Raw genomic sequence first — 23,947 nt, 5'->3', positions numbered from 1 at the left:
CTTCCCATGCACAGAATATCCACGAGCTTCTTAGCCATAGTCGCGCTGTGCTTTCCCGCAGCAGCGCAAGCAACAGACGACGATTTCGAGCTTTGGGTAAATCCGTCGATCAGTTTCGATCTCGACGAGGATACGGGAATGGAGATCGAGACCGCGCAGCGCTTCCGCGACGGCGGTAATGGCCGGGAAGATACCTATTTCGCGCGACTTTGGCTCAATCAGCAGCTGAACGACACGGTAACAATCGCTGGTGCTTTCGAACGCCGTATCAACGATGGCGGTGCGAACGAGACCCGGCTGATACAGCAGATGTCCACGCGTCATGGGATATTGCGCACACGTCTGCGCCTCGAGCAGCGTTTCGTAGACGACGCGGACCGGATGGGTCTGCGCGTCCGCCCGAGAGTGGGCGTCGCCATTCCGCTTGACGAAGCAGAACGTTGGACGTTCGATGCTGACGCGGAGCTTTTTGTGACACTGCGCAGTAACAATGTCGGCGGCGATGATGGTTTGACCGGGATGCGCACGCAGATCGGGCTGAGCTACGAGTTGAACGAGAGGCTGTCGCTCAGCGCCGCCTATTTGCGAGATCAAGACTTCGAAGATGGCCGACCGGATACCGTCGGTCACGCCCCGATTATCGGCGTCGAGTACAGCTTCTAGAGCAGGATAGAACAAACAAAATTCTGCCGACTTTGAGAAACATGTCCGGCTGCGAAGACATTCTTCGAACCAACACCTGAATGGAGTTTTTGACGATGAGCGCGACTAAATTGCTAAGTCAGTTTCTAGGAGGGAACTCTGCGCTCGCAGCGCCGGAAAGGGGGCGTGAAAACGATCTGATGCTCATGCTGCAGCAGCAACTCGGTCCCGGCGGGTTGGAGCGTTTGCTGGGCGGAAACGCTTCCACTGCGTCATCGCCGACGTCCCCTCTTGGCAGCCTTTTGACCGGCGGTGTCGGTAAGGCCGCCGTCGCCGGCGGCATCCTCGGCGTGCTGCTGAAAGGCGGCAAGAAGCCTAAGAAAATGATGAAATCGGCCGCCAAGATGGGTGGGCTGGGGCTTGTAGCCGGATTGGCTTGGCGCGCCTATCAGCAACACCAGCAGATGTCTTCCTCCGGCGGCACCGTGGCCGCGACAGCCTTGTTGTCCGGTCCCGATAGTTTCGCAGCCCCGGAAGGAAGCGCCTTTCTCGCTGCAAGCGACGAGGGAAAACAGGCGCAGTCCCGAGCCATACTCACGGCGATGATCGCGGCAGCCAAGGCCGACGGGCACGTGGACGACGCCGAGCGGGAACGCCTTAATCAGGCGGTCGACACGCTCGATCTCGATGCCGAGGACAAGGCGTTCATCTTCGACGAACTGCGAGCGACGCTTGATATTCAGGCTATTGCGCGTGAGGCCACTTCGCCTGAAATGGCGAGCGAACTGTATGTCGCGTCATTGCTGATGGTCGATGAAACGGGTGCGAAGGAACGCGCATATCTCGACGCGCTGGCCACGGCGCTCTCTCTGGACCCATCGCTGGCGAGACAGATCGAAACGGAAGTTAGGGCTATCGCGAATTGAAGCCGCCCTCATACTGAAAGAGACAGGAAATGAATGAGAACACCTTCAGAGCTCGGCGTCCCATCCTCCTCGCAACCGACCTTACCAGTCGGTGCGACCGCGCTTTCGACCGTGCGGTGCTGTTGGCGCGCGAATGGAACGTGCCCCTGTTCATTCTGCACGTGGTCGAACGCGTTACGGGCGAACGTCGCTGGCGGAGAGAGGAATTGCTGGAAACGATTCGCCGCGACCTGTCGCTTGATGTGCGCGAGAGAGACGTTGAGTTGAACATCGCCATAAAGGATGGGGATGTTGCCAAGGCGACGCTCGACTTCGCTGGAGAGAAAGATTGCGGCCTGATCGTAACGGGAACCGCCCGCTACGACGGAATGATGGAGACCAATCTGGGTTCTGCGGTGGAAGCTATGGTGCCACGATCGCCAATTCCGGTATTGATTGTGAAACGTCGACCGCGAGGCGAATATCTTCGCATCGTGATTGGGAGCGACTTCTCCGATCCTTCTGCGCGCGCCGTGCTGGCGGCGGCGGAACTGTTCCAGCCCGCAGCGATGACCGTTCTAAATGCTTTTTCGGAGCCCGGATCGAAATGGATCGACAGCGAAAGCGCGCGCGACCAGGTCGAGGAACTGCGAAAGAAACTGGCGCGAGAGTTCGAGGAAGCAATTGCCACAGCCAGTACTGCGCCCGGGCGGCGAGAATATGTCATCGAGCATGGCAAGCCTGCCGATGTGGTCTGCGATTTCATAGCCGACCGGGACATCGACCTGGCCGTTCTCGGAACGCACGGTCGCACCGGCCTTCACAAAGCGCTTATCGGTAGCGTTGCGGAAAGTCTCATGCGCTGCGTCGATTGCGACGTGCTCATGGTTGGCAGTCCTTCCGGGCGAGGCGGATGAGTTCGCCCAGCGCCAGATCGAGACCTACGGTCCTGCAGCGCGGCACTCTGGTTTGTCTGGCGCTTGTGGCGCTTTGGGCGACCTTCAATTGGAGCGATCCAATGTCCTGGATCGTCGGCGTGGTTTTTGTTGCGCTAGGCACCTTCGCCGCACTCTTGCTGCCTCCCGGCGACAGTCTCCCACTTCGCCTCGGTCCGATCGTCCGGTTTGCCGGTTTCTTTCTCGCCGAGAGCGCGCGCGGCGGACTGCAGGTGGCGAGTCGCGCGCTTTCCCTGCGCTTTGCCGCCAAGCCGGGGTTTTATCGTCACGCGCCGAACCTGCCGTGCCAGGCTGCACGCACCTTGTTCAAAGACGCGCTGACGCTTACTCCCGGCACGATTTTCGTCGACAAAGAGGGCGATATGCTGGTCATTCATTGCCTCGATCCGCCGCAGGAAAACGCTGACGACATCGCCGATCTCGAGCGCCGCGTCGGCCGTATCTTCGACAAAAATGACCACGGGAGGATGCCATGATCGGCGCGATCGCTTCAGCGTGCGCCGCTTTTGTGCTGCTCGCCATCGGTGTCGGCGTAATCCATGCGGCCAATCAGGTTGACCGGACCGATCACGTCTTGGCACTGCAGCTTCTCGGAACAGGTTCTGCCGCGGTGCTTGTCTTGTTGTCCATCGCACTCGATACGCCGCGACTGCTCGATATTGCGCTCGTTATTGCCGCGCTCGCGGCCATAACAGCGCTGGTCTTCATGTCGCCCTCGCAGCGCGATACGGCCCATCGACGCGGTGATGGATCATGAGCGCAGCAGAAATCCTGGCTAGCCTTTTGCTCATTGCGGGAACGTTGTGCTTTCTTGCCGGTACGGCGGGTCTCTTGCGATTTCCCGACATTTTCACGCGGCTTCACGCGCTGACAAAGGTGGATAATCTGGGCCTTGGCCTGATGGCGCTCGGCGCGCTCTTGCTGGCTAGCTCGATGGATGTGGCTATAAAGATCGTACTCGTCTGGGTTCTCGCAATGGTGGCCAGCGCCACGACCGGCCACCTCATCGCTCGCCATGCCTTCCGCGGCAGCGACAATACCGATGACTGAACAATGACGATCGAGGGGGCGGCATATCTCGCATTCGATCTGGTCGCGGGCGTCCTTGCCCTCGCGCTTGCTTGGCTGTGCCTGACGGCGCGCGAAGGTTCGCGGATGATCACACTCTTCATTTCGTTCGGAGTGTTTGTCAGCCTGATCTGGGTTCGCCTTCGCGCTCCGGACATAGCCTTGGCGGAAGCGGCGCTTGGCGGGGCGCTGACTGGCGCCCTGCTGCTGCGATCGCGTGCCCTTTTCGAAGGCCGGCGGTTCGCTCGGCCTGCGACGATTGTCAGACTGGTCGCAGGTTCTGTCGCCAGCCTCTTCGCAATTGGCATGAGTTGGGTCTGGGTCACGCTCCCGCCTACCGCGCCGGTCAATCTCGGCGCGCTGGCAGCCGACAATATCGAAGCCAGCGGCGTCAGCCATCCGGTTACAGCCGTCCTTCTGAACTTTCGGGCGTTCGACACGATGATGGAAATGCCGGTCGTGCTTCTGGCGGCGATCGGATGCTGGATGCTTGGTGAGGCTCGGCCTGCGTCGAGCCCGGTGCGCGACAATCCGCTTTTCCAGTCGCTTGCCCGGATCGTCGTGCCGGTGCTGTGCGTGCTTTCCGGATATCTGCTTTGGTTGGGTTCGTCAGCCCCTGGCGGCGCGTTCCAGGGCGGGGCAGTGCTGGCCGGAGCATTCATCCTGCTGCTCATGGCCGGGATCGAGCGCAAGCTGTTCAGCTCCGGCGCGCAGACCTGGGTCCGGGCGGGGCTGGCTGCAGGCCTTGCGGTATTCGTCGCGGTGGCGTGGGGCCTGGGTTTCGGCGAACGCGCTATGCTCGAATATCCACCCGGTGACGCCAAGGCCTTCATCCTGCTCATCGAGGTCACGCTGACCATTTCGATCGGACTGACCCTCGCCGCGCTCTTTCTGGGCGGCCGCCCACGGTACGGGAACGACACAAAGTGAGCGCCCCTATCTTCTTCGGCCTGATCGGCATCGCTATCGCATCGCTGGCCGTCTACGCACTGCTGACTGCACGAGAATGGATCCGCCGCATTCTGGCAATCAACGTCATCGGCGTCGGTCTATTTATGATGTTCGTCGCGCGTGCCTATCGCGGACCCGATATCGCTCCGGATCCCGTACCGCATGCGCTGGTCCTAACCGGAATCGTCGTAGCCGCGGCTGCAACCGGATTCGCGCTGGCTCTCGCCCGCAGATTGCACGAATCTGCTCGGGACGATGAGGAGGGCGGCAAATGACCTTCGATCCCGCCATTCTCGTGCTGGGACCGATCGTCGCCGGGTTGGCCGCCTTCGTATTCCCACGCATCGCGTCTTGGGCCGCCTTGCTCGCAGCACTCGGCGTATCATGGGCGGCGATCACCTTGGCGGGCGATGTCGTGCAGTTCGGGACACTATCCGTAGCAATTGGCGGATGGGCCGCGCCTCTAGGCATCGTACTACGCGCAGATGGTCTCGCCGCGACGATGATTGCGATGACTGCGCTGGTCGGATTGGCCGTCACGGTCCAAGCGGCGCTTGCGACGAAAAAACAGGCAGCCAAACAGGCAGCTTCGTTCTGGCCACTATGGTTGATGCTGTGGTCGGGTCTCAACACACTCTTTCTCTCGACCGACCTCTTCAATCTTTTCGTGATGCTGGAAATTATCGGCCTCGCTGCAGCAGGCCTGGCGGCGCTCTCTGGCAAGCGTGCTGCGCTCGAAGCAGCGCTGCGATACCTGCTGCTAGGTCTGTTTGCTTCGTTACTCTACCTGTTTGGGGTGGCCTTGCTTTACGTGGCCTATGGCACGCTGGAGATCGGCCAGCTCGCGCGCATGATAGGCGGCGAGCCAGCAGCGCTTATTGCAATGGCTCTGATGTTTGCAGGTCTAGCATTCAAGGCAGCGCTGTTTCCCTTGCATGGATGGTTGCCGCCAGCCCACGGCAACGCGCCTGGCGCGGCGAGCGCAATCCTTTCGGCGCTCGTGGTCAAGGGTGCATTCTACCTGATGCTACGCCTGTGGATTGATCTCTATGGGCCTGGGGGAGTCGCCGGTGACGCCGCTGCAATCGTGCTGGGCATTGCCGGTGCCGGCGCGATCCTGTGGGGCGGTCGGCAGGCCTTGCGCGCCGAGCGCCTGAAGCTGCTCGTCGCTTATTCGACAGTAGCGCAAATCGGATATTTGTTTCTTGCATTTCCGCTGCTTGCCGATGCCGGAAGCGCGGCATGGCGCGCCGCGCTTTACCTCGCGCTCGCCCATGCCTTGGCCAAGGCGGGATTGTTCCTTGCTTGTGACCGCGTAATCTCGATGCAAGGAAATGATCGGATCGACTTTCTTTCGAGCACGCAGCCCGGCGCGCGGATCATCCAGCTTACGATCGCGCTCGCGGCCGTCAGCCTGATCGGCTTACCGCCGAGCGGCGGTTTCATCGGCAAGTGGCTGCTGATTGAGGCAGCATTTCAAGGTTCGAACCGCATTTGGGTGACCGTCGTTGTCGTTTGCGGCACCCTGCTGTCCGCTGCCGCAATGTTCCGTTTGCTCGCGCGCTTTTTCACCTCCAGTGAAACAACGCCGAACTCTCGTCCTCAAGCAGTCGCCACACGATCGGACCTCGTTCCTTTTGTCCTTGTCGTGGCCGCGATCGCACTGGGTTTTGCAGCACCGCCGCTTCTCGCGTTGATGCAAGTAGGAGCCGCAGCGTGAGCGAGAACGGCTGGCTTCCTCTTGCAGTGCTGCTGACGTCGCTGCTTATCGTACCGGTGATCTTCGTGATCCCCGAAGACCGCCGCAGATTGCGCACCGTAATCAATCTCGCGGCCGCATTGCTCAAGCTCGGCCTCGTCGCCTGGCTGGCTTGGCAAGTGGCTGCGGGCGAGACGTTTCGTTTTGTGGTTCCGCTTCTGCCGGGGATCGACTTCGTCCTTCAGGCCGATCCGCTATCGCTCATCTTCGTCACGCTCTCGACCGGCCTGTGGCTCGTGACGACAATTTACGCGATCGGATATCTGGAGGGCTCGCCCAATCGCAGCCGGTTCTTCGGTTTTTTCAGCCTTTGCGTGGCCGCCACAATGGGCATCGGAATGGCAGGCAACCTGCTGACCTTCGTGATCTTTTACGAACTCTTGACGCTCGCCACCTATCCGCTGGTGGTGCACCGGCAGACCGAGAAGGCGATGCGCGGCGGACGCATCTATCTCGCTTACACGCTAACTGGCGGGCTGGCGCTGTTCGTGGGCACAGCATGGTTCTATAGCCTCACCGGAAGCGGAGACTTCGTATCTGGCGGTGCAATTCCCGGCGAATTGCTCGCCAGCAGCGGCGGCGCTCTGGTGGCGATATTCGTTCTCATGATGATCGGCCTTGGCGTGAAGGCGGCGCTCTTGCCGCTTCATGGATGGCTACCGCAGGCTATGGTTGCGCCTGCACCGGTGAGCGCGCTTCTGCACGCAGTCGCCGTGGTAAAAGCCGGTGCCTTTGGCATTGTGCGGGTGACACAGGAAATTTACGGGCCTGATGCGATGAACGCGCTCGAGCTTGCGCTGCCGCTCGCGATCCTCGCATCAATCACCATCGTTTACGGATCGTGGAAAGCCGTATTTCAGGACGATCTCAAGCGCCGCCTCGCCTATTCGACCGTCAGCCAGGTGTCCTACATCGTGCTCGGAGCAAGCCTGCTTCATCCGGTCGCATTGGTCGGAGGATTGATGCACCTCATCCACCAGGGCGTAATGAAGATCACGCTTTTCATGTGCGCCGGCAACTTCGCCGAGACATTGGGCCTCTACCGCGTCAGCCAGCTCAACGGTATCGGCAAGCGAATGCCGTGGACCACGGGCGCTTTCACCGTGGCAGCGCTCGGCATGATCGGTATTCCTCCGCTGATGGGCTTTGTCAGCAAATGGTATCTGGCCGGCGGTGGCATCGAAGCCTGCCAGCCTTGGGTCTTGGCTGTGCTCGTTGCCAGCAGTGCGCTCAATGCCATCTATTTCCTGCCGATCATTCATGCCGCGTGGTTCCGCGCACCCAATGGCCCTTGGGACGAGAAGTTGCCAAAAACCCGCTTTGAAACGCACTGGATGCTACTCGCCCCGCCGGTGGCGACCGCCGCTGTCGTGATTTTGGCAGGCCTTCTTGCTGCGGCCCCGTTCAGCCCCCTGGGGTGGGTTCGCTTCATGGCTGCCACCGAATTCCTGAGTGTGGGAGGCCTGTAATGGGCGTGTCGGTCGGTTTCCTGCTTGCCTGCGTATGCCTCTTCCCGTTCCTTTGTGCTGGAACGGCGATCTGGCCGCGCCTGCGCGTCGCACTGCCTGCGCTTGCCATTGCCGCTCCAATTCCGGCGCTTCTGGCCGCTCTATTTGGTGCAAGCGGTAGCATCGAACTGGACTGGTTGCTTCTTGGCACGGAATTGGCGCTCGATTCCACGGCGCGCGTCTTTCTTGTTCTTGCCGCTGCGCTTTGGCTCGCAGCTGCAGTTTACAGCTGGCGCTCGACTGAAATCGCCTGCCATCGCACCGGCTATTACGTGTTCTTCCTCTTTGCGATGACCGGCAACTTCCTGCTCCCACTGGCGCAGGATGCAGTCACGTTCTATCTGGCCTTTTCCCTGATGGGGCTGGCCAGCTATGGGCTCGTCACTCAAAGCCGGGATGACGCCGCAATCCGTGCGGGACGCTGGTATATGGCGCTTACATTGATCGGCGAGCTTGCACTATTCTGCGGCGTAGTGATTTGCGTGCTGACGATCGGTCCGGAAATGCCGGGCATCTCGGGTGCCGTTCCACCCGCGAGCGGAATGGCACTAATCGGCGTCGGGCTGGCTATTAAGGCCGGCGTCCTGCCGTTCCACGTATGGATGCCGCTAGCCTACGGTTCCGCTCCCTATCCGGCGGCGGCGGTGATGAGCGGGGCGATGAGCAAGGCGGCGGCGCTTGGCGCGCTGCGCTTCCTCCCCGCCGAAACGCTCTCCTTCGTCGATTCAGGTCACATCGTAATGGCTCTCGGCGCGGGCGGCGCGGTTTATGGGGTTCTGGCCGGACTTTGCCAGCGCCAGGCGAAAACGGCGCTGGCATATTCCAGCGTCAGCCAGATGGGCCTGCTGACTTTGGCAGTGGGGTTTTACATGACGACCCCGTCACAGGCCACGTCTCTCGCGATATTGCTCTTCGTGTTGCATCACGGATTTGCAAAGGCTGCGCTGTTTCTCGGCCTCGGGCTGAGGCCACGCGGAGTGCGCGGCGAGGCGCTTTTATTGCTCGGCCTCGCCATTCCCGGCGCAGCGCTGGCAGGTCTGCCGCTGACCAGTGGCGCGGTTGCGAAAGGCGCACTCAAATATCTCGCGAGCGAGAGTTGGGCTCTCTATTTTATCAGCGCGAGCAGCATCGCAACGACACTTTTGATGCTCCGCATCTTGTGGCTGCAAAAAGACCGTTCGTCAGCGGGGGATGATGCACCCTCGCACCCGGCGCTGCTTGCGAGCTGGCTTGCCGTCACACTGTGCTCGGCAATCTGGCCGTTCGTGTGGAGCCGGGCAGATGCGCCGCTGTCCTATAGCCTGACAGCGAATACCGCATTCGAGGCGCTATGGCCGGTCGTGGCGGGCGTCGGGATCGCGGCGCTCGCGACGGTGGCGTTCCGCAAAAGCGGGATGGCAGCACCAGGGATTCCAGCGGGAGACATCGCGTCATTCATGCGTGTTCCTTCGATCCGTTCGGCCGATGAATTGGCTAAACCCGTCGCGCCGACCAGAGCGCGTTCAAATGCCATCGACTGGGCGCCGACTATCGAGCGTAGGCTGGGCCAATGGTCGTTCATTACCATTGCCGGGACGTTAGTGGCGACAGCGCTCTTCTTCACCCTTCTCTAGCGCCAAACCAGCCAGTCGATAGCGACACAGGTAGCCAGGCCGACGACGATATTCATCGGCACGCCGATCTTGAGAAAGTCGGCGAAGCGATAGTTGCCTGCGGCATAGACGATGGTGTTCGTCTGGTATCCGATCGGCGTCGCGAAACTGGCCGACGCCGCAAACATGACGGCGAACAACAACGGGCGCGGGTCGATCCCGAGGTTTTCGGCCACGCTCAGGACGATCGCCGTCATGATGACGGCAACGGCATTGTTTGTGACTGTTTCGGTCAAGAGCGAAGTGAGCGTGTAGATCGCGATCAGAAGGAATAGCGGTGACAACATTGCGATATACGGCATTGCCGCTCCCACGATCAGGTCCACCGTCCCTGCTTGTTGCAACCCGACGCCGAAGGCGAGCATTCCAAAGATAAGGACGATGACGTTCCCGTCGATACTTCGCCAGGCTTCCTCTGGATCGATACAACGTGCGAGCAGCACCACAGCCACGCCGGTGATTGCGAGCATCTCGATCGACCATACGCCGATAGAGGCGAGACCAATTATCCCGAGCATGGTGAGAATGGCGATCGGGGCTTTCAGCCGTCGAAACGGCCGTGCTTCCGGTTCTGCGATATCGATCAGGTTAACGTTGCTCTCGATGGCGCGTATGCAATCGGGGCCACCCTGTATCAGCAGGTGATCGGCTGCCCTTAGTTTCACATCGCTGAGCGTCGGTCCAGCCAGGTGGCGCGATCGCGACACACCCAGGATGCGGGCGCGGGTCTTGGCGAGAAACGGTATCTCGGACAGCCGGCGACCTAGTGCCGGGTGGGTGGGCGCAATGGAAGCCTGAACGATGCGCAATTGCTCTTTGGGAAGGTGCGACGGCGCATTCGCGACCCCTATTGCATCTCCAAGAGTGTCTGCCAGCGAGAACAATTCTGTCTGGTCAGCGGCGAGAAGGATCCGGTCGCCGGCGGCAATCAGCGCATCGTCGGCGATCTTGCGATGGATCGCATGGCCGCGCCGAAGCCCTGTGAGACTTATTCCTGCGCGCGACAGCAAAGGCAACTCGGCGTAGCGAGTCCCGATCAGCGGGCTCCGCGCCTCGACGAGCAGCTCCGTCAAATAGCGTTTCTCTAGCGGCGAAGCGTCTTCGCTGTCAGACTCGCCGTTCGTCTCGACCGGAAGCATATATCGCCCTGCAATCAGCAAGAACGCTATGCCCGCCGCCGCTGCGATGAGGCCCACCTGCGTAAGCTCGAAGATGCCAAATGCTGGCTCGCCTTCACGCTGCGCGATACCGTCGACCAGCAGATTCGTCGAAGTACCTATTAGCGTCAGTGTTCCGCCCATGATCGACAGGTATGAAAGAGGGATAAGTAGGAACTTCGCAGAAACGCGCGCTACGCGAGCGATCTGACGGATGACCGGTATCAGAATGATCACCACCGGAGTGTTGTTGACGAGTGCCGAGGCAAAGAAGGTTCCGCTGAAAATCTCCACGATCGAAAGCCGCGGAAAACGCTTGGTCCGGCGCGATGCCGCGCTGGCCACAGCTTCCACCACGCCAGTGCGCACCAAAGCTCCCGATAGAATAAACATCGCGGCAATAGTAATCGGTGCCGGGTTGGCGAAGACTTGCTCCATGTCTTCACGCGGAAGGTATCCCAAAATCAGCGTAAGTGCTGCCGAGGCGACCGCGACTATGACTGGCGGAAATTTCTCAAGCGCAAAGAGCGTGATCAGACCGATGAGAAGGCCAAGCCCGATCCATGCAGAGTTCACCGTCAAAAAGTTGGAAATGAGTTCCATTCATCACCTTGGTTGCTTGCCGGCAAAGACTTGAACATGAAAATGGAGCCTCTCCGGAATGATGCGAATAAGGTGGTGTTCGATCAGTAGCAACGCTGACTAGTAGCGAACCATTTCATTCGATCGCAATCGAAGGGACGCTGACGCGCTTGATGGGCACGACTACGGCAGATTTGCGCCCCAACGTCGGACATTTGAGCCGGTTCAACGCCGCCTTAATAGCGGACCTTCCTGCGGCCCAAAAATTCGCTGGTGCTATTCCCTTGTCATGCGCTTCTCGCCCCGCGTGAAAAGTGAAATGGAGCGCTGCGGGGTTGAAAGCCGCAGCGCTCCATAGTCGCAGGTCTGCTATTGTCAGAACGAGAAAGAAACAGTCGCAGTCAGCCCCGTGGCATCGAAGCGATCTTCTCCGATTCCATCCAGAAAACCTGACAGACCCAGCCTGATATTTTCGGGGGTTACCGTGTCGATCCCAAGTGATGCCCGTGCACGAACTCCGTTGTCGATTGGGGAGAAGGCATTGGCACCAAAGGTGAACAACCCTTCGACTTCCCCGAACGGCGCAATCGTCCAGCCGCTTTCGGTCGTCATGCGATAGTCGAGCCGCGGACTGAAGGTCACTTCGCCTTGGTCGATCCTGGCATCAGGGATGGCGACGCCGAGGCTGTCGGTGTAGCCGCTGACGTTCTCGCGGATATAGCGCACCCCGAGTTCGGGCCAGAGCGTGAGCCCTTCACCAAGGGCGAACTCACCGATTACCGAACCGCTACCGAACAGCCGATCGGTTTCGAACCCGTCGATAGAGGTGCCGAGAGACGACACGCGATTGTCCGACTGGCCGAATGCGATGCGTCCATCGAGATAGAGCTGGGGAGCAATCCTTGCAGTGACATAGGGGCCTGCCATCCAGCCGTCGCCTTCTGCCATGCCTGCACCAAACGTCTCGAGTGCGCTGTTGAAGCGGTCGTACTGGACCAGTGCCCCGATCAACAGATTATCATCGAGGCGATAGTCGACCCCCGCGTAGCCGATAGTGAACGTGCCCTCGTTTCGCCCGAAAGTCACATCGGCGATCGAACCTTCGAACCACACATCGAGCCGGTTGTCATACTTGCTACGCCCTGCAGCGGATCGGGCCGTCGACAAGCTGCTGGAGATGCTGCTGACCGAATTTCCGATCGTCATGTTCACCGGGAGCTTGCCGCTACCCGGAACCGCCATACCGTTGACCGAAGCAGTTCCTCCGCCTGCGCTTTCGCCGCGCAAGCGTGCCAGACGACGCTGGAGGTTGGGCTGGTTGGCAAGCAACATGGCGTTGCGTCCACCCAGATATTCTCCGATCGCCTGCTGTGCTGCAGTCCGGGTGTCGGAAAGCTCGATGGTGCAAACCAGCTTCTCGCTGGGCGACAGGGCAATGTCGATATCGCGATCTGCCAGCGAGACTGTGCTGTCTGTATCATTGCAGGAAAGGGCAGTCAGGGCATAACCGCGGCCGCGTAGGTCATCCACGGAGAAACTGTAGCTACCCGCCGCGACATTGGTCGCTCTGATTGTCCCCGTGCCTCCGCTCGTGGTCACGCTCTGGGCGAGGCCCGGAACGTTGGAGTTGAAGGAAACGGTCTCGTCTGCGCCCACCACATTGGTAATGATGGTGACCGTGCCAAGCGCCTGGACAATGACGCGAACGGTGTCGGTGCTCAGAATTGTTCCGTCTGACACCTGAAGCCTGAATTCGAGCGTCTCTGTGCCATTCACGAGCGGAGCGGTGAAGCTGGGCGAAGCAACATTGATATTGCTCAGCGTGACACTGGTACCAGCAGTCTGGATCCATCGGTAGGTAATGGTATCGCCATCGGGATCGCTTGACGCGCTACCATCCAAGGTCACTGTCTGCCCGCTTTCGATGGGGCCGATGTCCGCGCCGGCATCAGCTATCGGAGCGCTGTTGGGTAGCACTTCGATGATGACCGTATCCGTGCTCGTCGAAACGCCATCGTCGACCGTGAGCTCGAAGGTGAGTTGGGTAGACGATGCGAGACCGGTCGGAGCGGTAAACACCGGGCGGGCTAGCGTAGCATCGCTCAACGTAACGCCCTGTCCCCCGGTCTGAACCCAGCTATAGCTAAGCGTGTCGTTTTCCGGGTCGGACGAGGCCGAGCCATCGAGGCCAACTACTTCGCCGCCGGTCGTCGTCTGGTCGGGCCCTGCATTGGCGACTGGTGCATCGTTTGCATCCACCGTGATGGTCACAGTATCGGTCGAGCTTATATTGCCGTCGCTTACGGTCAGCTCGAACGTGAGAACCTGATCGGTTGGCGTGCCGGCCGGCGTGGTGAAGGTCGCCTGATCGTCCATGATGTTGCGCAGCGTGACCGAGGGGCCTCCGGTTTGCACCCAGTTATAGGTCAGGGTGTCACCTTCCGGATCGGAACTGCCCGTGCCATCGAGCACCACATAGGTGTCACCTTCGACACGCCGGTCTGTCCCGGCATCGGCAATCGGCCCCTGATTGGCGGCGATCGTGTAGGTCACGGTGTCGGTGCTGGTGGTCGTTCCATCGCTCACCGCCACTTCGAATGACAGCGTCTGGACGGCGTTTGTCCGCGCAGGTGCGACAAAGCTGGCCTGCGCGCTGCTAGCATCGGAGATGGCCGCGCTCGGACCAGAAACCTGCGTCCAGCTATAGGTCAGCGGATCGCCGTCCGGATCGCTTGAGCCACTCGCATCGAGGGTCACCGTCGCCCCGGGCGTGATCGAACCATCGCTTCCCGCGTCGGCAATCGGGGCGCTAGAGACCATTGCCGGCACCGTAATTCTCACTGTATCGATCTGGATTACGGCGCCTCCGCCATTCGGCACACCATCATCAACCGTGAGAGTATATTCGAAAATCTGGTCGGTCGCCGTAGCCGCCGGGGCGACGAAAGTGGGGTTGACGCTGTTGGGGTTGGTGAGTGCAGGGGCATTCGTTCCCCACCCCCAGCTATAGGTCAGGCTGTCGCCATCGGGGTCAGTCGAACCGGAGGCGTCTAGCGTCACCGTGCTACCGCCTTGAACGGTCCGGTCCATCCCTGCACGTGGAGTGGGGGCTGCATTTGTGGGTACGGTTATGTCGACCGTGGCCACGTCGCTTGCCCCGCTTTGATCGGTCACTGTAAGCTCAAAGGACAGGATCGAGCCGGCACGGTTGACATTAGGTACGGTGAAAGTCGGCGAAAGTGCGCTCGCGTCACTCAAGCTAACGCTGACACCACCCGTCTGCTGCCATGAATAGGTCAGCGCATCACCATCGGGATCGGTCGATCCGGCGCCGCTCAGGGTCACCAGATCACCGCGAGAGACAGTGCGATCGGGACCGGTGACGGCGTCCGGTGCGCTGTTCGCGACTTGGGCGGCGACGGTAATTGCCACGGTATCGGTCGACGTCGCACCGCTTGGGTCTGTCACAGTCACTTCGAAAGTCAGGACCTGCGCCGAGGGCGTAGCGAGGGGCGCAGCAAAAGCGGGCGTAGCGGAATTTGCGCTCGCAAGCGTCACCAGCGGTCCGCCGGTCTGGACCCAGCGATATGTTAACGGATCGCCATCCGGATCGGTGGAGGTAGACGCGTCAAGCCGCACCGTCGCGCCGCCTGCAACCGTCCGGTCCGCTCCGGCATCGGCCACCGGAGCGCCGTTCCCAGCCGCCACCACGTTGATACGAACGATCGATTCTTGTGACGCCTGAAGGGGCGCTCCGGTGTAGCGGTCCTGCACCTCTACGCGGAAGCGGATTTCCTGGGGCACCGTAGCATTCGCGGGGATGGTGAAGGATGGCGTTGCCGAATTGGCATTGGTCAAGGTGACCGGATCGCCCGCTTCCTGAATCCAGCTATAGGTGAGCGGATCGTTTTCTGCATCGGTCGATCCGCCCGCATTCAGCTGGATAGTATCACCCGGATTAGCCGAACGATCCGCACCCGCATCGGCGACCGGGGCAGTATTGGCGGGCACCCTCACAGTGACAGAGTCCACCCCGTCACGGTTGGCGTTATCGGAAACCACCAGATTGAAAATATACGTCTGAGCCGAACGGTCAGTAGCCGCAACGACAAAGGACGGCGCTGCGACAGACCGGCTGGGCGAGAAAGTGGCGGCGGGCCCGTTGATCTGGTTCCACCTGTAAGTGATCGGATCGCCATCGGGGTCGAAGGAGCCCGTTCCATCGAGCTGCACGGTCAAGCCGCCAGAAGACGTCTGATCGGGTCCGGCGTCTGACACCGGAGGATTGTTTGGTGGAGTATAGCCGGCGGCCTGTGCGATGACCTGACAAGGCTGTCCTCCTGCGTAGAGCGCCGCAAGGTCTATCTGTGTCTGCGCCAGCGTAGCCACGCGGGTGGCCGAAGCATCGGTATCGAACACCGTCAGCGTCAGCGGACCGGCCCCTGACGGCAGGTTGGCGAAGCTCTGCATGAAAACGGCACGGTTGACACTGCGCGTAGTGCCGACGGCCACCGTTTCATTGAGGGAGACGCCCACGGTATTGCCGTTCACGTCGATCACCGCGAATTGCACGCGATCACCGCCTGTCACATCGGCCGTCTGACCAGTGAAGCTGACGTCGAATATGACGTCGCAAGCGGTATTGACGCCGGAATAGCTCAGATTGGTGGGAGCGGTTGCGGTTGCCGCTTGGGCAGAAGTTGCGATTGCGATGGTTGAGACAGTGCCGAGCACGAGCGCACGGCGGAGATTGTTTGAAAGCATTTGCGAGACCCCTGAGGTGGAAAAAGTCCCGCGCTCCGTGTCACCGGCGCTTGCATTTGGGCATATCCCATTTGGGATAATGACAAGCTCTTATGCTTCGGAAAGAAGGCGCGCGACGGTCTCGGGTGCGTCCATCAGCAAGAAGCTGCCCGCATCATCAAGGAATTGTGCTTCCGGCAGATCGAGGCGCTTCGCGAGAGTCTCGATCAAGGGTCGCGGCATATTCGCATCCTTGCTTCCATAGACCAGCGTTAACGGGACCTTGAGTTCGCGAAACAGAGCCGACCAGTCGCTGGCCCAAGTTTGCATCGTGTCGATCGGCCCGTCGATCCCCTCTGCAAGCACATAGCTTGCGGAACGGCGGAATACGCTCGTCAGCTCCGGGTGTCGGACGGCGGCGAGTTCAAGGGCGTGACCGTCGTAGAAATTTTCGACAAAGCGATGAAAGGATCCACTTCCGATGGAGGCCAGCATCCCGCGCTGATACATGCGCGCAAAGGCAGGCGCCGTTCTTACGGCGGTGATGGAGAGGCGGTGGCTCCTTGGGATCATGGCGAACTCTTGCGCCGATTGAACAGGCAGGAAGGCGCCGAAGCCGAAAGCCTGCCTGAACACGCCGGGCCGCGCCTTTGCCAGGCAACCGATCATATACGGTGCGCCCGCTTGGGTAGCGAAGGCTATCGCCTCATCAATCGCGAGGTGATCGAGCAATGCCGATACATCCTTGGCGAACTGGGCGATAGCATCCAGACCGAAGCCAATCCCCGCGGTGGCGCCGTGATGTGGTCTCCACGGCGCAATGATGCGCAGACCGGCCTGTCGCATTTCGCGCTCGGCGGAATTGGGCAGGATCGCGCCTTCGAGTGGATGGAAGAATACAACTGGCTTGCCATCGGGATCGCCCATCTCTTCCCATGCGATGGTCGAACTGTCGGTTCGCAGCAGGTTCCGGCACCGATGCGCAGGCTGTGAGGCATTGGCCGCTGCGTCTTCCAGCGTGCTGGCGAAGCCCGCATAAAGCAGCAGGACTTCTTCCTTGGACCGCACAGCCAGCTTGCGTTGCAGCACCTTCATCTGGTTGCGCACGGTACCGATGGACCGCCCGCGCCTTTCAGCAAAGCTGCGGAGCGTGCCCCCGCGGACCAGGTGGCGCAGCAGCATCGCCTCGACATCGGACAGGCCGAGCGCCTCCTGAAAGCTCAGCCCGTGCGCCTCGTCCCATTGCATCCGCAAGGCGAAGAACAGGAAGCGGCTGCCATCGTCGCCATCCTCCCGCCGCACCATGAACCAGCTGCCGGTCTCGTCTTCTTCGCTGCAGTACAGGCGCACGAGGCCAGGTTTCGCATCGCGCGGCAACCTGTCCCTTTCCGATCCGCCCCGCTCGACACTATCCAACGCCCATTCGGGTAGTTGCTCTCCGACGGCAAAGGATGTGTCGGTCAAGGTGGAGCGGGTGACATGCTCGACCCGAAAATGCCCGTCCATGACGAGATCGCAGTCGGGTCCGGTCTCCGTTCGCGGATCCAGCGCCCCCAGATCCTGCGGGCTGAGCGGGTACATCTGGTCGAGAATCTGCGCGGCGTTGTACAGATGGTTGTCCACCCGCACCGAACTCCCGGCGTCGGCAAGGTCCAGACCGGCCACAGGCGCGAGCAGTTCGATGACGGATTCGGGCCGCGCGATTGCCGAATAGGCTTGCGCGACGATATCCTCAATCAGGGCCGGGGTGACACGGTTTTTCATGAAGTCTGGCGATCCGCACGACAATCGTGACAGCGCGATTGGCTAGCGGGTTGGAATGTCGACGCAAATGTCCCAAATGGTACATACGTGCTGCATGACCAGCTACTAAGCAGGGTTCCGATCCGCATGGCGCTGGATGCCGATACCGGTTGAGGCGAAGCCACGATGCAGGCCCGGTCTAAGGGCGACCCCGAAACAGCCGGACTAGTGGGCTGGGGGCAAACGGAGGGGGAACAGCGTGGACGCTCAGGATCGCGATTACCTGATTTCGCAAATTTACCAGGTTGCCGCCAATCCATCGCGACTTCTGACCCTGCGCCCATTGCTCGCGCGACTGGCCGACGAAGGACGGTTGGATGGCGGCGAGTCCGATCTCTCATACCATTTCCAGCAGGCCGAGCGCATGTTGGCTACTTCTGATGATCCAGCAATGGACAATCGAAAGGCCTCACGGGACGGCACACTCCTTCTTAACGAGCGCCTGCATGTCCACGAAGCCAGTGCGCTCATGGCGCGAGCGGAGCCGGATCGGCCCTTGCCCGACTGGGCCTGGCTACCGGATCGACAAGCCAAAGACCGCGAGATACTGAAGGAAATTGCGACTAACGATCGCGAGCAGGCCATCATCCAACTGTTGGCGGGCGAGGAAAGCGAAACTCCGTCGCCTTTTCTGGCGAGGCGAAGGAACGCGGCGGTTCCCTTGATAGAATTGCAGCCGGTCGCGCTTCGGTGGGACGAGAGCTGTGGCGCCGAGTTCGCACGCGACTTCGCGCTTACCGGCGCGGAACAGGCAATCTTGCGCGAAATTCTCATGCGGGGAAACTTGCGGCAACTCGCAGAAGACCGTGGAACGTCCATCGGCACAGTGCGCAACCAGTTGAAGCGCCTGCTGGCGAAGCTCGCGATTGGCTCTCAGGGCGAATTGATTGCTCTGTATGGCGGGTATCAGGATTTGCATGCTGTTCGAACAGGAGCAGATCCAGCTGGCGCCGATCAAGCTGCTCGCCGAGGCGAGATGATCGACGGCGTCGAGCTCAGGGTGCAATTCTTCGGTCCCAAAAGCGGGCGGCCGGTTCTCTACTTCCATCCGCTGTTCGGCGGTCCGTTCCTGCCGCGCGGGTTCGAGGAGAAATTGCTTGAAAGGGAGATTCGACTGATAGCGCCCTGGCGCCCCTATTGCGGACGAAATTTCGAGGAGGAAACGGGACAGCAAATGGTCGAAGGGTTCGCGGACCGCATTGCCGAATTGCTCGACCGGCTTGAAATCGAAGAGGCGGACATTCTCGCCGCATCGGGCGGCACAACCTTCGCGCTGTCTTTTGCGCAGCGGCACGGCGCGCGGTGTCGACAGGTTGTTGTCGCAGGGCCAGTGATCCCCATTGCGACTTCCGAAGAACTGAAGCTGCTCGGGATCGGGCATCGCCTCCCACTCCAACTCGCGCGGTTGATGCCGGCGGCCATGCGAATGTACGTCCGCGCGGTGCTCGCCAAGGTGCACAGAGAACAAGACGCAAGTTACCTCGAAAGCTTCTTCCGAGATGCACCAGCGGACCTCGCTTTCATCCGCGAGCCCGGGAATCAGCTCTTCCTCAAGAAGTCAATCCTGGCGCTCTTCTCCGAAGGCTATCGCTGCGGGACGGAAGAGCTCGCATTGCATTCCTCAGATTGGGCAGCCTTGGCACGCGGCATTTCGGCGCCGGTGACCATCTTGCACGGCGATCAGGATCGGCTCGCGACGCAATCGCTCGTAAATTCTTTCGCATCGCGAAATGGTTTTAAGATGGAAGGCCCAGTAGCTGACACTGGTAGCTTTCTGCTATTTCAGCGACCGCAACTGGTCCTCGACCATCTTGCGCCCCACAATCAAGCTATGACTTGATGCATTACTTGCCGGAAGCCTTGAAGCCGGTCGGGCACGCGCCCCTGCGGACTTCCGCATATGCGTTGACATGGGCTGCCGAAGCTTTGGGCGATGCGATACGCATGCTCTTGATCGATGCGGGCTATCATGCTTCGGCCCATCTAAAGGTTTCAGCGCTTCCGTCTGTATCGCTAAACCTGATCGGCACGCGACAAGTCTCGCAGTATGGCAAGCTGCCTGGATGAAACTTGAGTTGAAGCGAGACAAGGCTTCTTCGCCGTCCGCAATTTGCGGTTGGTTCTCTGAAACCCGCCAGTCCGCTTACGGCCCACTTTCTGCCGCATCGTGATGGATTGCGATCGGCAGCTTTCAGTTTTGCAGCATGAAGCGTGCAATGTCTGACTTTGGGTGGAAAGCGGCGGTTAAATTTGATCTACCGTGCCGGAATGCGAACCAGCATGCAGCAGCCATCCTCTACCTTATCGTGCACTTCGATGTAGCCGTCGTGAAGGTTTGCGATGCGTTGACTGATCGTAAGCCCGAGGCCTAGCTTTCCACCATCCTCGCCCTTGAAGAATTGGCTGAATATCTGATCTCGCCTTTCCGGTGCAATACCGGGGCCATTGTCCCCAACGAAAAACAGATGTTCTCCTTCCTCTTCACGATGATGGATCGTCACCACAGGTCGTTTGCCGCCCGCATGGCATATCGAATTCTCAATGAGGTTCTGGAACAGTTGGCGAAAGAGATTCGGTTCGACTGTCGCATCGGGTAGCCGCGTAACGTGGAGACTCATATTGGCCTCCTGGATCGCCGCCGAAAGATTGAACCGCACTTCTTCCAACAGAAGGTTCAAGTCGTATTTCTGGAACTGCAGATCTTCGCTTTCGCTGATTGCGGCTTTCAGGGTCGAATTGATCATGCCTGCCATTCCGCTGGCGCTGTCTTTAAGCGCCGAGACGACCATTTCGCTCCGCTCACTCAATTGCGAGTTCTTGTCGCGCTGCAGGAGATTTAGCCCGCTGATGAAGCTGGAGACCGGATTTTTGAGATCGTGGGCAATCGAATGGGAATACAGTTTCAGCTGCGCATTGAGCCTGACAACCCTTCGCTCGCGGGCTGCGAGGTCAGTGATGTCCGTCGCGATGCAGACAAGCCGTTTGGCGCCATCGGCGGTATGGAAGACCATCTTTCGCGTTAGGAATGTGCGACGCTCGGCTTTCCAATCGGTGATCTCCTCGACAATTTCCGAAAACCCTTCGCGCAGTGCGCGTCGATCTTCGCTGAGGAAAAGTTCCGCTTCTTCGGGTTCGAAGCTTTCCACCGTGGTGGTGCCTAGAACTCCCGAGCGCATATCGGGAGCGTACAGCCCCAGAAACGCAGCATTGGCGTAAACTAGCTTACTCTTCTCATCCTTGATGAAGATGAGGTTCGGGCCGTTATCTAGGACAAACGCCAAAAGATCGTCATTATCGGCGATTGTGGGCGCATCGACACCCTTTAAATGGGAAAATGGCATTTCCGCGCCCCTCTCTCGGATTGACGCTAGATAGAAAAGTAATTCCCTTCAAGGCCTTGTCCGCTTTCGGGTCGAGTGCAGAATGTCCGATTTTTCCCATCTCACACGTAGAAACGGTCGTTCAATATCGCATGTTCGGCTACATCCGCGCGAACATTATCGCCTAGCGCAGCGTTCGATCTCCGCGCCAATCACGACCGAAGCCGTGAGAATACTTGCATCATCTAGATGTGAATATCGAGCGGTTGTTCGAACATGTCTGTGTCCCAGCAGGTTTCCAATCATCGGAAGCGTCTCGGACGATCGAGCGGCAAGGCTCGCATAATTGTGCCGCAGGTCGTGCAACCTCACATCCTCGATGCCCGCTTCGACCCTGAGCATGCGCCAGAACCCTTCGATTGCAGAGATGGGCAGCATATCGAAGCGGAAAACCCGCTCGTGTTTCTTCGCGCGAGGGAAACCATCAAGGACTTCCCTTGCCTTCTGACCCAGCCAGACGATGCGCGGCCCGGTTTTGGAATCGGTCAGCTTTAGTTTGCGCCCCTGAACTTCGCCCCACGTGAGGTTGAGGATTTCGCCACGCCGGCATCCTGTCAAAGCGAGAAGCGAAACTACCGCGACCTCGTTCGGTTTGGCGGCGCGATGGCGCGCAAGCGCGGCTCCGAGACGGGCCATTTCGGCTTGGCTCAGGAAGCGTTCAATTTTTCGCCCTTTGTTGCGCTTCACGCCACGAAAGGGATTGGAGTGCTCGGGGAGATAGCCCCATGCTTCTGCCTTTGCGAACATGGCTTTCAGGATTTCCAGGGCGCGGTTGGCCGCGCCCGGTCCTGCCGAGCGCGATAGCGTCGCATGCCAGCGTACAGCATCAGCATGGCCGATCTCATCGATGAACTTTCCGGCGAACGCATGTTCCAAATGCGTTCGCCGGTAGATATCATGTATCTCAACAGTGGATGGCTTCCAGGTTGGAGCCGCCACCTCCCAATAGTGCCGAAGAAAGGAAGCATAGGTCGGCGTCTTCTTCCCGCGTTGTTTCTTGTCCGCAGGATTCTGGCCCAGTTCGATCCTCAAGATTAGGCGGCGAGCAACATCCTTGGCGATCCGCTCGGTCAGGATGGCAGCATCGCCGATTGTGATGAGTCTCTGCTTGCCGCCCATCGTGCGCTGCAGGACGTAACTCTTCCTGCCGGACGAATGGATACGCTCGCCAAAACCAGGAAGGACGTAGTCGAACTTCGTGCGACGCTTTCCAGCATCGCCCGGAACGATGCGCGCTAGCTCCTCGGCAAGAATACGCTTGAGGTAATAGCTGGTCATGCGGTCATCCTCATTGAGTTTGCGAGGATAGAACAGATGCGGTCGGCGCTTTCCGAAATCACTTCGTCGGCGAGATGCGCGTATCGGGCCGTCGTTTCAGGAAGCGCATGGCCGAGCAGCTTGCCAATGGTCGCAAGCGGAATGCCTTTCGCTATGGCCACTGAGGCGAAGCTGTGCCGCAAGTCGTGCAGGCGCACATCGGGCAAGGCTGCCTTGCGCCTGATCTTCTCCCAATGCTGGCCCAAATTGATCGGCACCTCGCGATACATTGCCGGGAATACGAGTTGATCGTCTCCGCGCCGTTGCAGCCCGTTGAGCACATTGACTGCCTGCGGGTTGAGGTAGATCGTTTTCGGCCCGGTCTTGCTGTCAGGCAATGCGAGGCGGGGTATCTGCACGTAGCGCCAGAGCAATGTCGCAATCTCTGAAACCCGTGCGCCGGTATAGATCAGCATCAGGAGAGCTGGCACCACGAACGCATTGGCACCGTCGTGCTCTGCCAGCACCCTACCGAGCCGTCGATATTCATCGGCTGACAGATAGCGTTCCGGCAAGTCCCGCTTGAAGCGAGAAACGCCGCGACAGGGGTTGGTGTTCTTCTCACGATAGCCGAGTTTTTCGGCATATTGCATCATCACCGACATAATCGGGATGCTGCGATTGAAGGCTCCTCCCGCATCAGCCATGCTGTCTCGCCAACGGTTGATGTCAGCCCGTTCAATCGCATCGACGGAAAGCTCACCAAACCGTGGAATAAGCCGCCTGTCCATGTAGGCCCGAGATGCATCGCGCGTCGAAGGCTTCCAATGCGGCGAATAGTCGAGCCAGAACTCCTCAGCGTACTCCGCGAAGAGTGGAGCATTTTGCTTCTCCGGAGCGGTAGGAAGATCGGCAAGCGTCGCCTTAATGAGCAACCTGCGCGCGGAAGCGCGCGCGGCGGGTGCGCCAAGCGCTCCTGCCGCCACTCCCGCGCTTCCCAGCGTCACCATTCGCTGCACGCCTCGCGGCCTGTGCTTCACAATCCAGGTGAAGTGTCCCGATTTGCGCTTGCGAAGTCCGAAGCCGGGTAGCTCGGTATCCCAAGTGATGCCTATAGGAAGCGACTTTCGCCGGGCAATATGGCCGGTCAATCTAAGGCGATGGGACTGCCTTCGGCGGGATACTCCTGTGCCTTGGCTACCACCTAATTGCTCGGCCCTTCGAACAAGCAACACCTCTGTTTCTTCGCGCTTTTTTGCCATCCCATGCAGCTACCGCTGCGTACGGTGTGCCAATTTTGTTCCCCATTGCGCCGCGGAATCCAGAGATCTTCGTCGTTCTGCTCTCGAAGGCATTTTCCAACGGAGCCCTTGGCGGCGCGAGCATCCAGTTCGCGGCCGTAATCGAGCCTGATCTGCAACTGAATGAATAATACGCACAAGGACCGCACCCCCGCAAAGGCAGCGGCAAAGGAGCGCGTGCGGGGCCCGGGACCGGGGTATGTCGGTCCCTGCGGCGCTGCGCCGGTCCGACCCGCTGTCGTTCGGGCGTGCTTGCGGGGCCCAGAACAAAAATGGCCGCGCC

The 23,947-nt window shown here is 59.9% G+C and carries 18 protein-coding genes; 12 read left to right on the top strand and 6 right to left on the bottom strand.

Translation table 11 applies throughout. The features are described 5' to 3' along the window. The first annotated feature begins 6 nt into the window (after positions 1-6). From ASS64_RS15595 to ASS64_RS15545, 11 genes are all read left to right on the top strand, one after another. Positions 7-663 carry a DUF2490 domain-containing protein gene (locus ASS64_RS15595; protein WP_067696526.1) on the top strand — a complete coding sequence of 219 codons (657 nt, stop codon included), beginning with the start codon at positions 7-9 and terminating at the stop codon, positions 661-663. A 95-nt stretch (positions 664-758) separates the two neighbouring features. Further along, a complete protein-coding gene (locus ASS64_RS15590) occupies positions 759-1,568 on the top strand; it encodes a tellurite resistance TerB family protein (RefSeq protein WP_198147740.1) in 810 nt (269 codons plus the stop codon). Positions 1,569-1,597: 29 nt separating this feature from the next. After that, positions 1,598-2,464, top strand: a complete 867-nt coding sequence (locus ASS64_RS15585; RefSeq protein WP_067696520.1) for a universal stress protein — start codon at positions 1,598-1,600, stop codon at positions 2,462-2,464. Further along, entirely contained in the window at positions 2,461-2,979 is a 519-nt protein-coding gene (locus ASS64_RS15580; RefSeq protein ID WP_083508421.1) for a Na+/H+ antiporter subunit E, read from the top strand. The genes ASS64_RS15585 and ASS64_RS15580 overlap by 4 nt, the downstream gene beginning before the upstream one ends. Continuing rightward, positions 2,976-3,260 (top strand): monovalent cation/H+ antiporter complex subunit F, encoded by a 285-nt coding sequence (locus ASS64_RS16540; RefSeq protein WP_083508420.1) that lies wholly within the window; start codon positions 2,976-2,978, stop codon positions 3,258-3,260. The genes ASS64_RS15580 and ASS64_RS16540 overlap by 4 nt, the downstream gene beginning before the upstream one ends. Continuing rightward, the gene (locus tag ASS64_RS15570) at positions 3,257-3,553 is read left to right on the top strand and encodes a monovalent cation/H(+) antiporter subunit G (RefSeq protein ID WP_067696510.1); all 297 of its coding nucleotides are present in this window, start codon (positions 3,257-3,259) and stop codon (positions 3,551-3,553) included. The genes ASS64_RS16540 and ASS64_RS15570 overlap by 4 nt, the downstream gene beginning before the upstream one ends. Positions 3,554-3,556: 3 nt before the next feature. After that, positions 3,557-4,501, top strand: coding sequence for an MnhB domain-containing protein (locus ASS64_RS15565; protein WP_067696507.1), 945 nt, complete (start codon positions 3,557-3,559; stop codon positions 4,499-4,501). Continuing rightward, a complete protein-coding gene (locus ASS64_RS15560; RefSeq protein WP_067696504.1) occupies positions 4,498-4,797 on the top strand; it encodes an NADH-quinone oxidoreductase subunit K in 300 nt (99 codons plus the stop codon). Before ASS64_RS15565 ends, ASS64_RS15560 begins: the two co-directional genes overlap by 4 nt. A gap of 125 nt (positions 4,798-4,922) precedes the next feature. Then, complete coding sequence (locus ASS64_RS15555) at positions 4,923-6,242, top strand: complex I subunit 5 family protein (protein WP_198147739.1); 1,320 nt, start codon at positions 4,923-4,925, stop codon at positions 6,240-6,242. Beyond that, a complete protein-coding gene (locus ASS64_RS15550) occupies positions 6,239-7,750 on the top strand; it encodes a complex I subunit 5 family protein (protein ID WP_067696497.1) in 1,512 nt (503 codons plus the stop codon). The genes ASS64_RS15555 and ASS64_RS15550 overlap by 4 nt, the downstream gene beginning before the upstream one ends. Beyond that, positions 7,750-9,402: a complex I subunit 5 family protein gene (locus tag ASS64_RS15545; RefSeq protein WP_067696494.1), complete on the top strand. Its 1,653-nt coding sequence runs from the start codon at positions 7,750-7,752 to the stop codon at positions 9,400-9,402. Before ASS64_RS15550 ends, ASS64_RS15545 begins: the two co-directional genes overlap by 1 nt. Here the strand turns inward: ASS64_RS15545 and ASS64_RS15540 are convergent. The 3 genes from ASS64_RS15540 to ASS64_RS15530 form a co-directional block, all read right to left on the bottom strand. Beyond that, the gene (locus ASS64_RS15540) at positions 9,399-11,201 is read right to left on the bottom strand and encodes an SLC13 family permease (protein WP_067696491.1); all 1,803 of its coding nucleotides are present in this window, start codon (positions 11,199-11,201) and stop codon (positions 9,399-9,401) included. The genes ASS64_RS15545 and ASS64_RS15540 overlap by 4 nt on opposite strands. A 354-nt stretch (positions 11,202-11,555) precedes the next feature. Beyond that, on the bottom strand, positions 11,556-15,944 hold the full coding sequence (locus ASS64_RS15535) for a PKD domain-containing protein (RefSeq protein ID WP_067696488.1): 4,389 nt from the start codon (positions 15,942-15,944) through the stop codon (positions 11,556-11,558). A 90-nt stretch (positions 15,945-16,034) separates the two neighbouring features. Further along, positions 16,035-17,687: an alpha/beta hydrolase gene (locus ASS64_RS15530; protein ID WP_067696485.1), complete on the bottom strand. Its 1,653-nt coding sequence runs from the start codon at positions 17,685-17,687 to the stop codon at positions 16,035-16,037. Between the two features lie 238 nt (positions 17,688-17,925). On the opposite strand from ASS64_RS15530, the gene ASS64_RS15525 reads away from it, so the two are divergent. Further along, positions 17,926-19,566, top strand: a complete 1,641-nt coding sequence (locus tag ASS64_RS15525) for an alpha/beta hydrolase (protein ID WP_067696482.1) — start codon at positions 17,926-17,928, stop codon at positions 19,564-19,566. A gap of 415 nt (positions 19,567-19,981) precedes the next feature. On the opposite strand, the gene ASS64_RS15515 is transcribed toward ASS64_RS15525, so the two are convergent. The 3 genes from ASS64_RS15515 to ASS64_RS15505 all read right to left on the bottom strand — a co-directional run bounded on the left by ASS64_RS15515 (position 19,982) and on the right by ASS64_RS15505 (position 23,373). After that, on the bottom strand, positions 19,982-21,067 hold the full coding sequence (locus ASS64_RS15515; protein WP_067696475.1) for an ATP-binding protein: 1,086 nt from the start codon (positions 21,065-21,067) through the stop codon (positions 19,982-19,984). Positions 21,068-21,223: 156 nt separating this feature from the next. Beyond that, positions 21,224-22,384, bottom strand: coding sequence for a site-specific integrase (locus ASS64_RS15510; protein WP_067696472.1), 1,161 nt, complete (start codon positions 22,382-22,384; stop codon positions 21,224-21,226). Further along, positions 22,381-23,373 (bottom strand): site-specific integrase, encoded by a 993-nt coding sequence (locus tag ASS64_RS15505; RefSeq protein WP_067696469.1) that lies wholly within the window; start codon positions 23,371-23,373, stop codon positions 22,381-22,383. Before ASS64_RS15505 ends, ASS64_RS15510 begins: the two co-directional genes overlap by 4 nt. Positions 23,374-23,947: the final 574 nt, after the last annotated feature.

Source organism: Erythrobacter sp. AP23 (assembly GCF_001542855.1).
Lineage (GTDB): Bacteria > Pseudomonadota > Alphaproteobacteria > Sphingomonadales > Sphingomonadaceae > Qipengyuania.
This window is presented reverse-complemented; position numbering and strand designations above follow the sequence as displayed.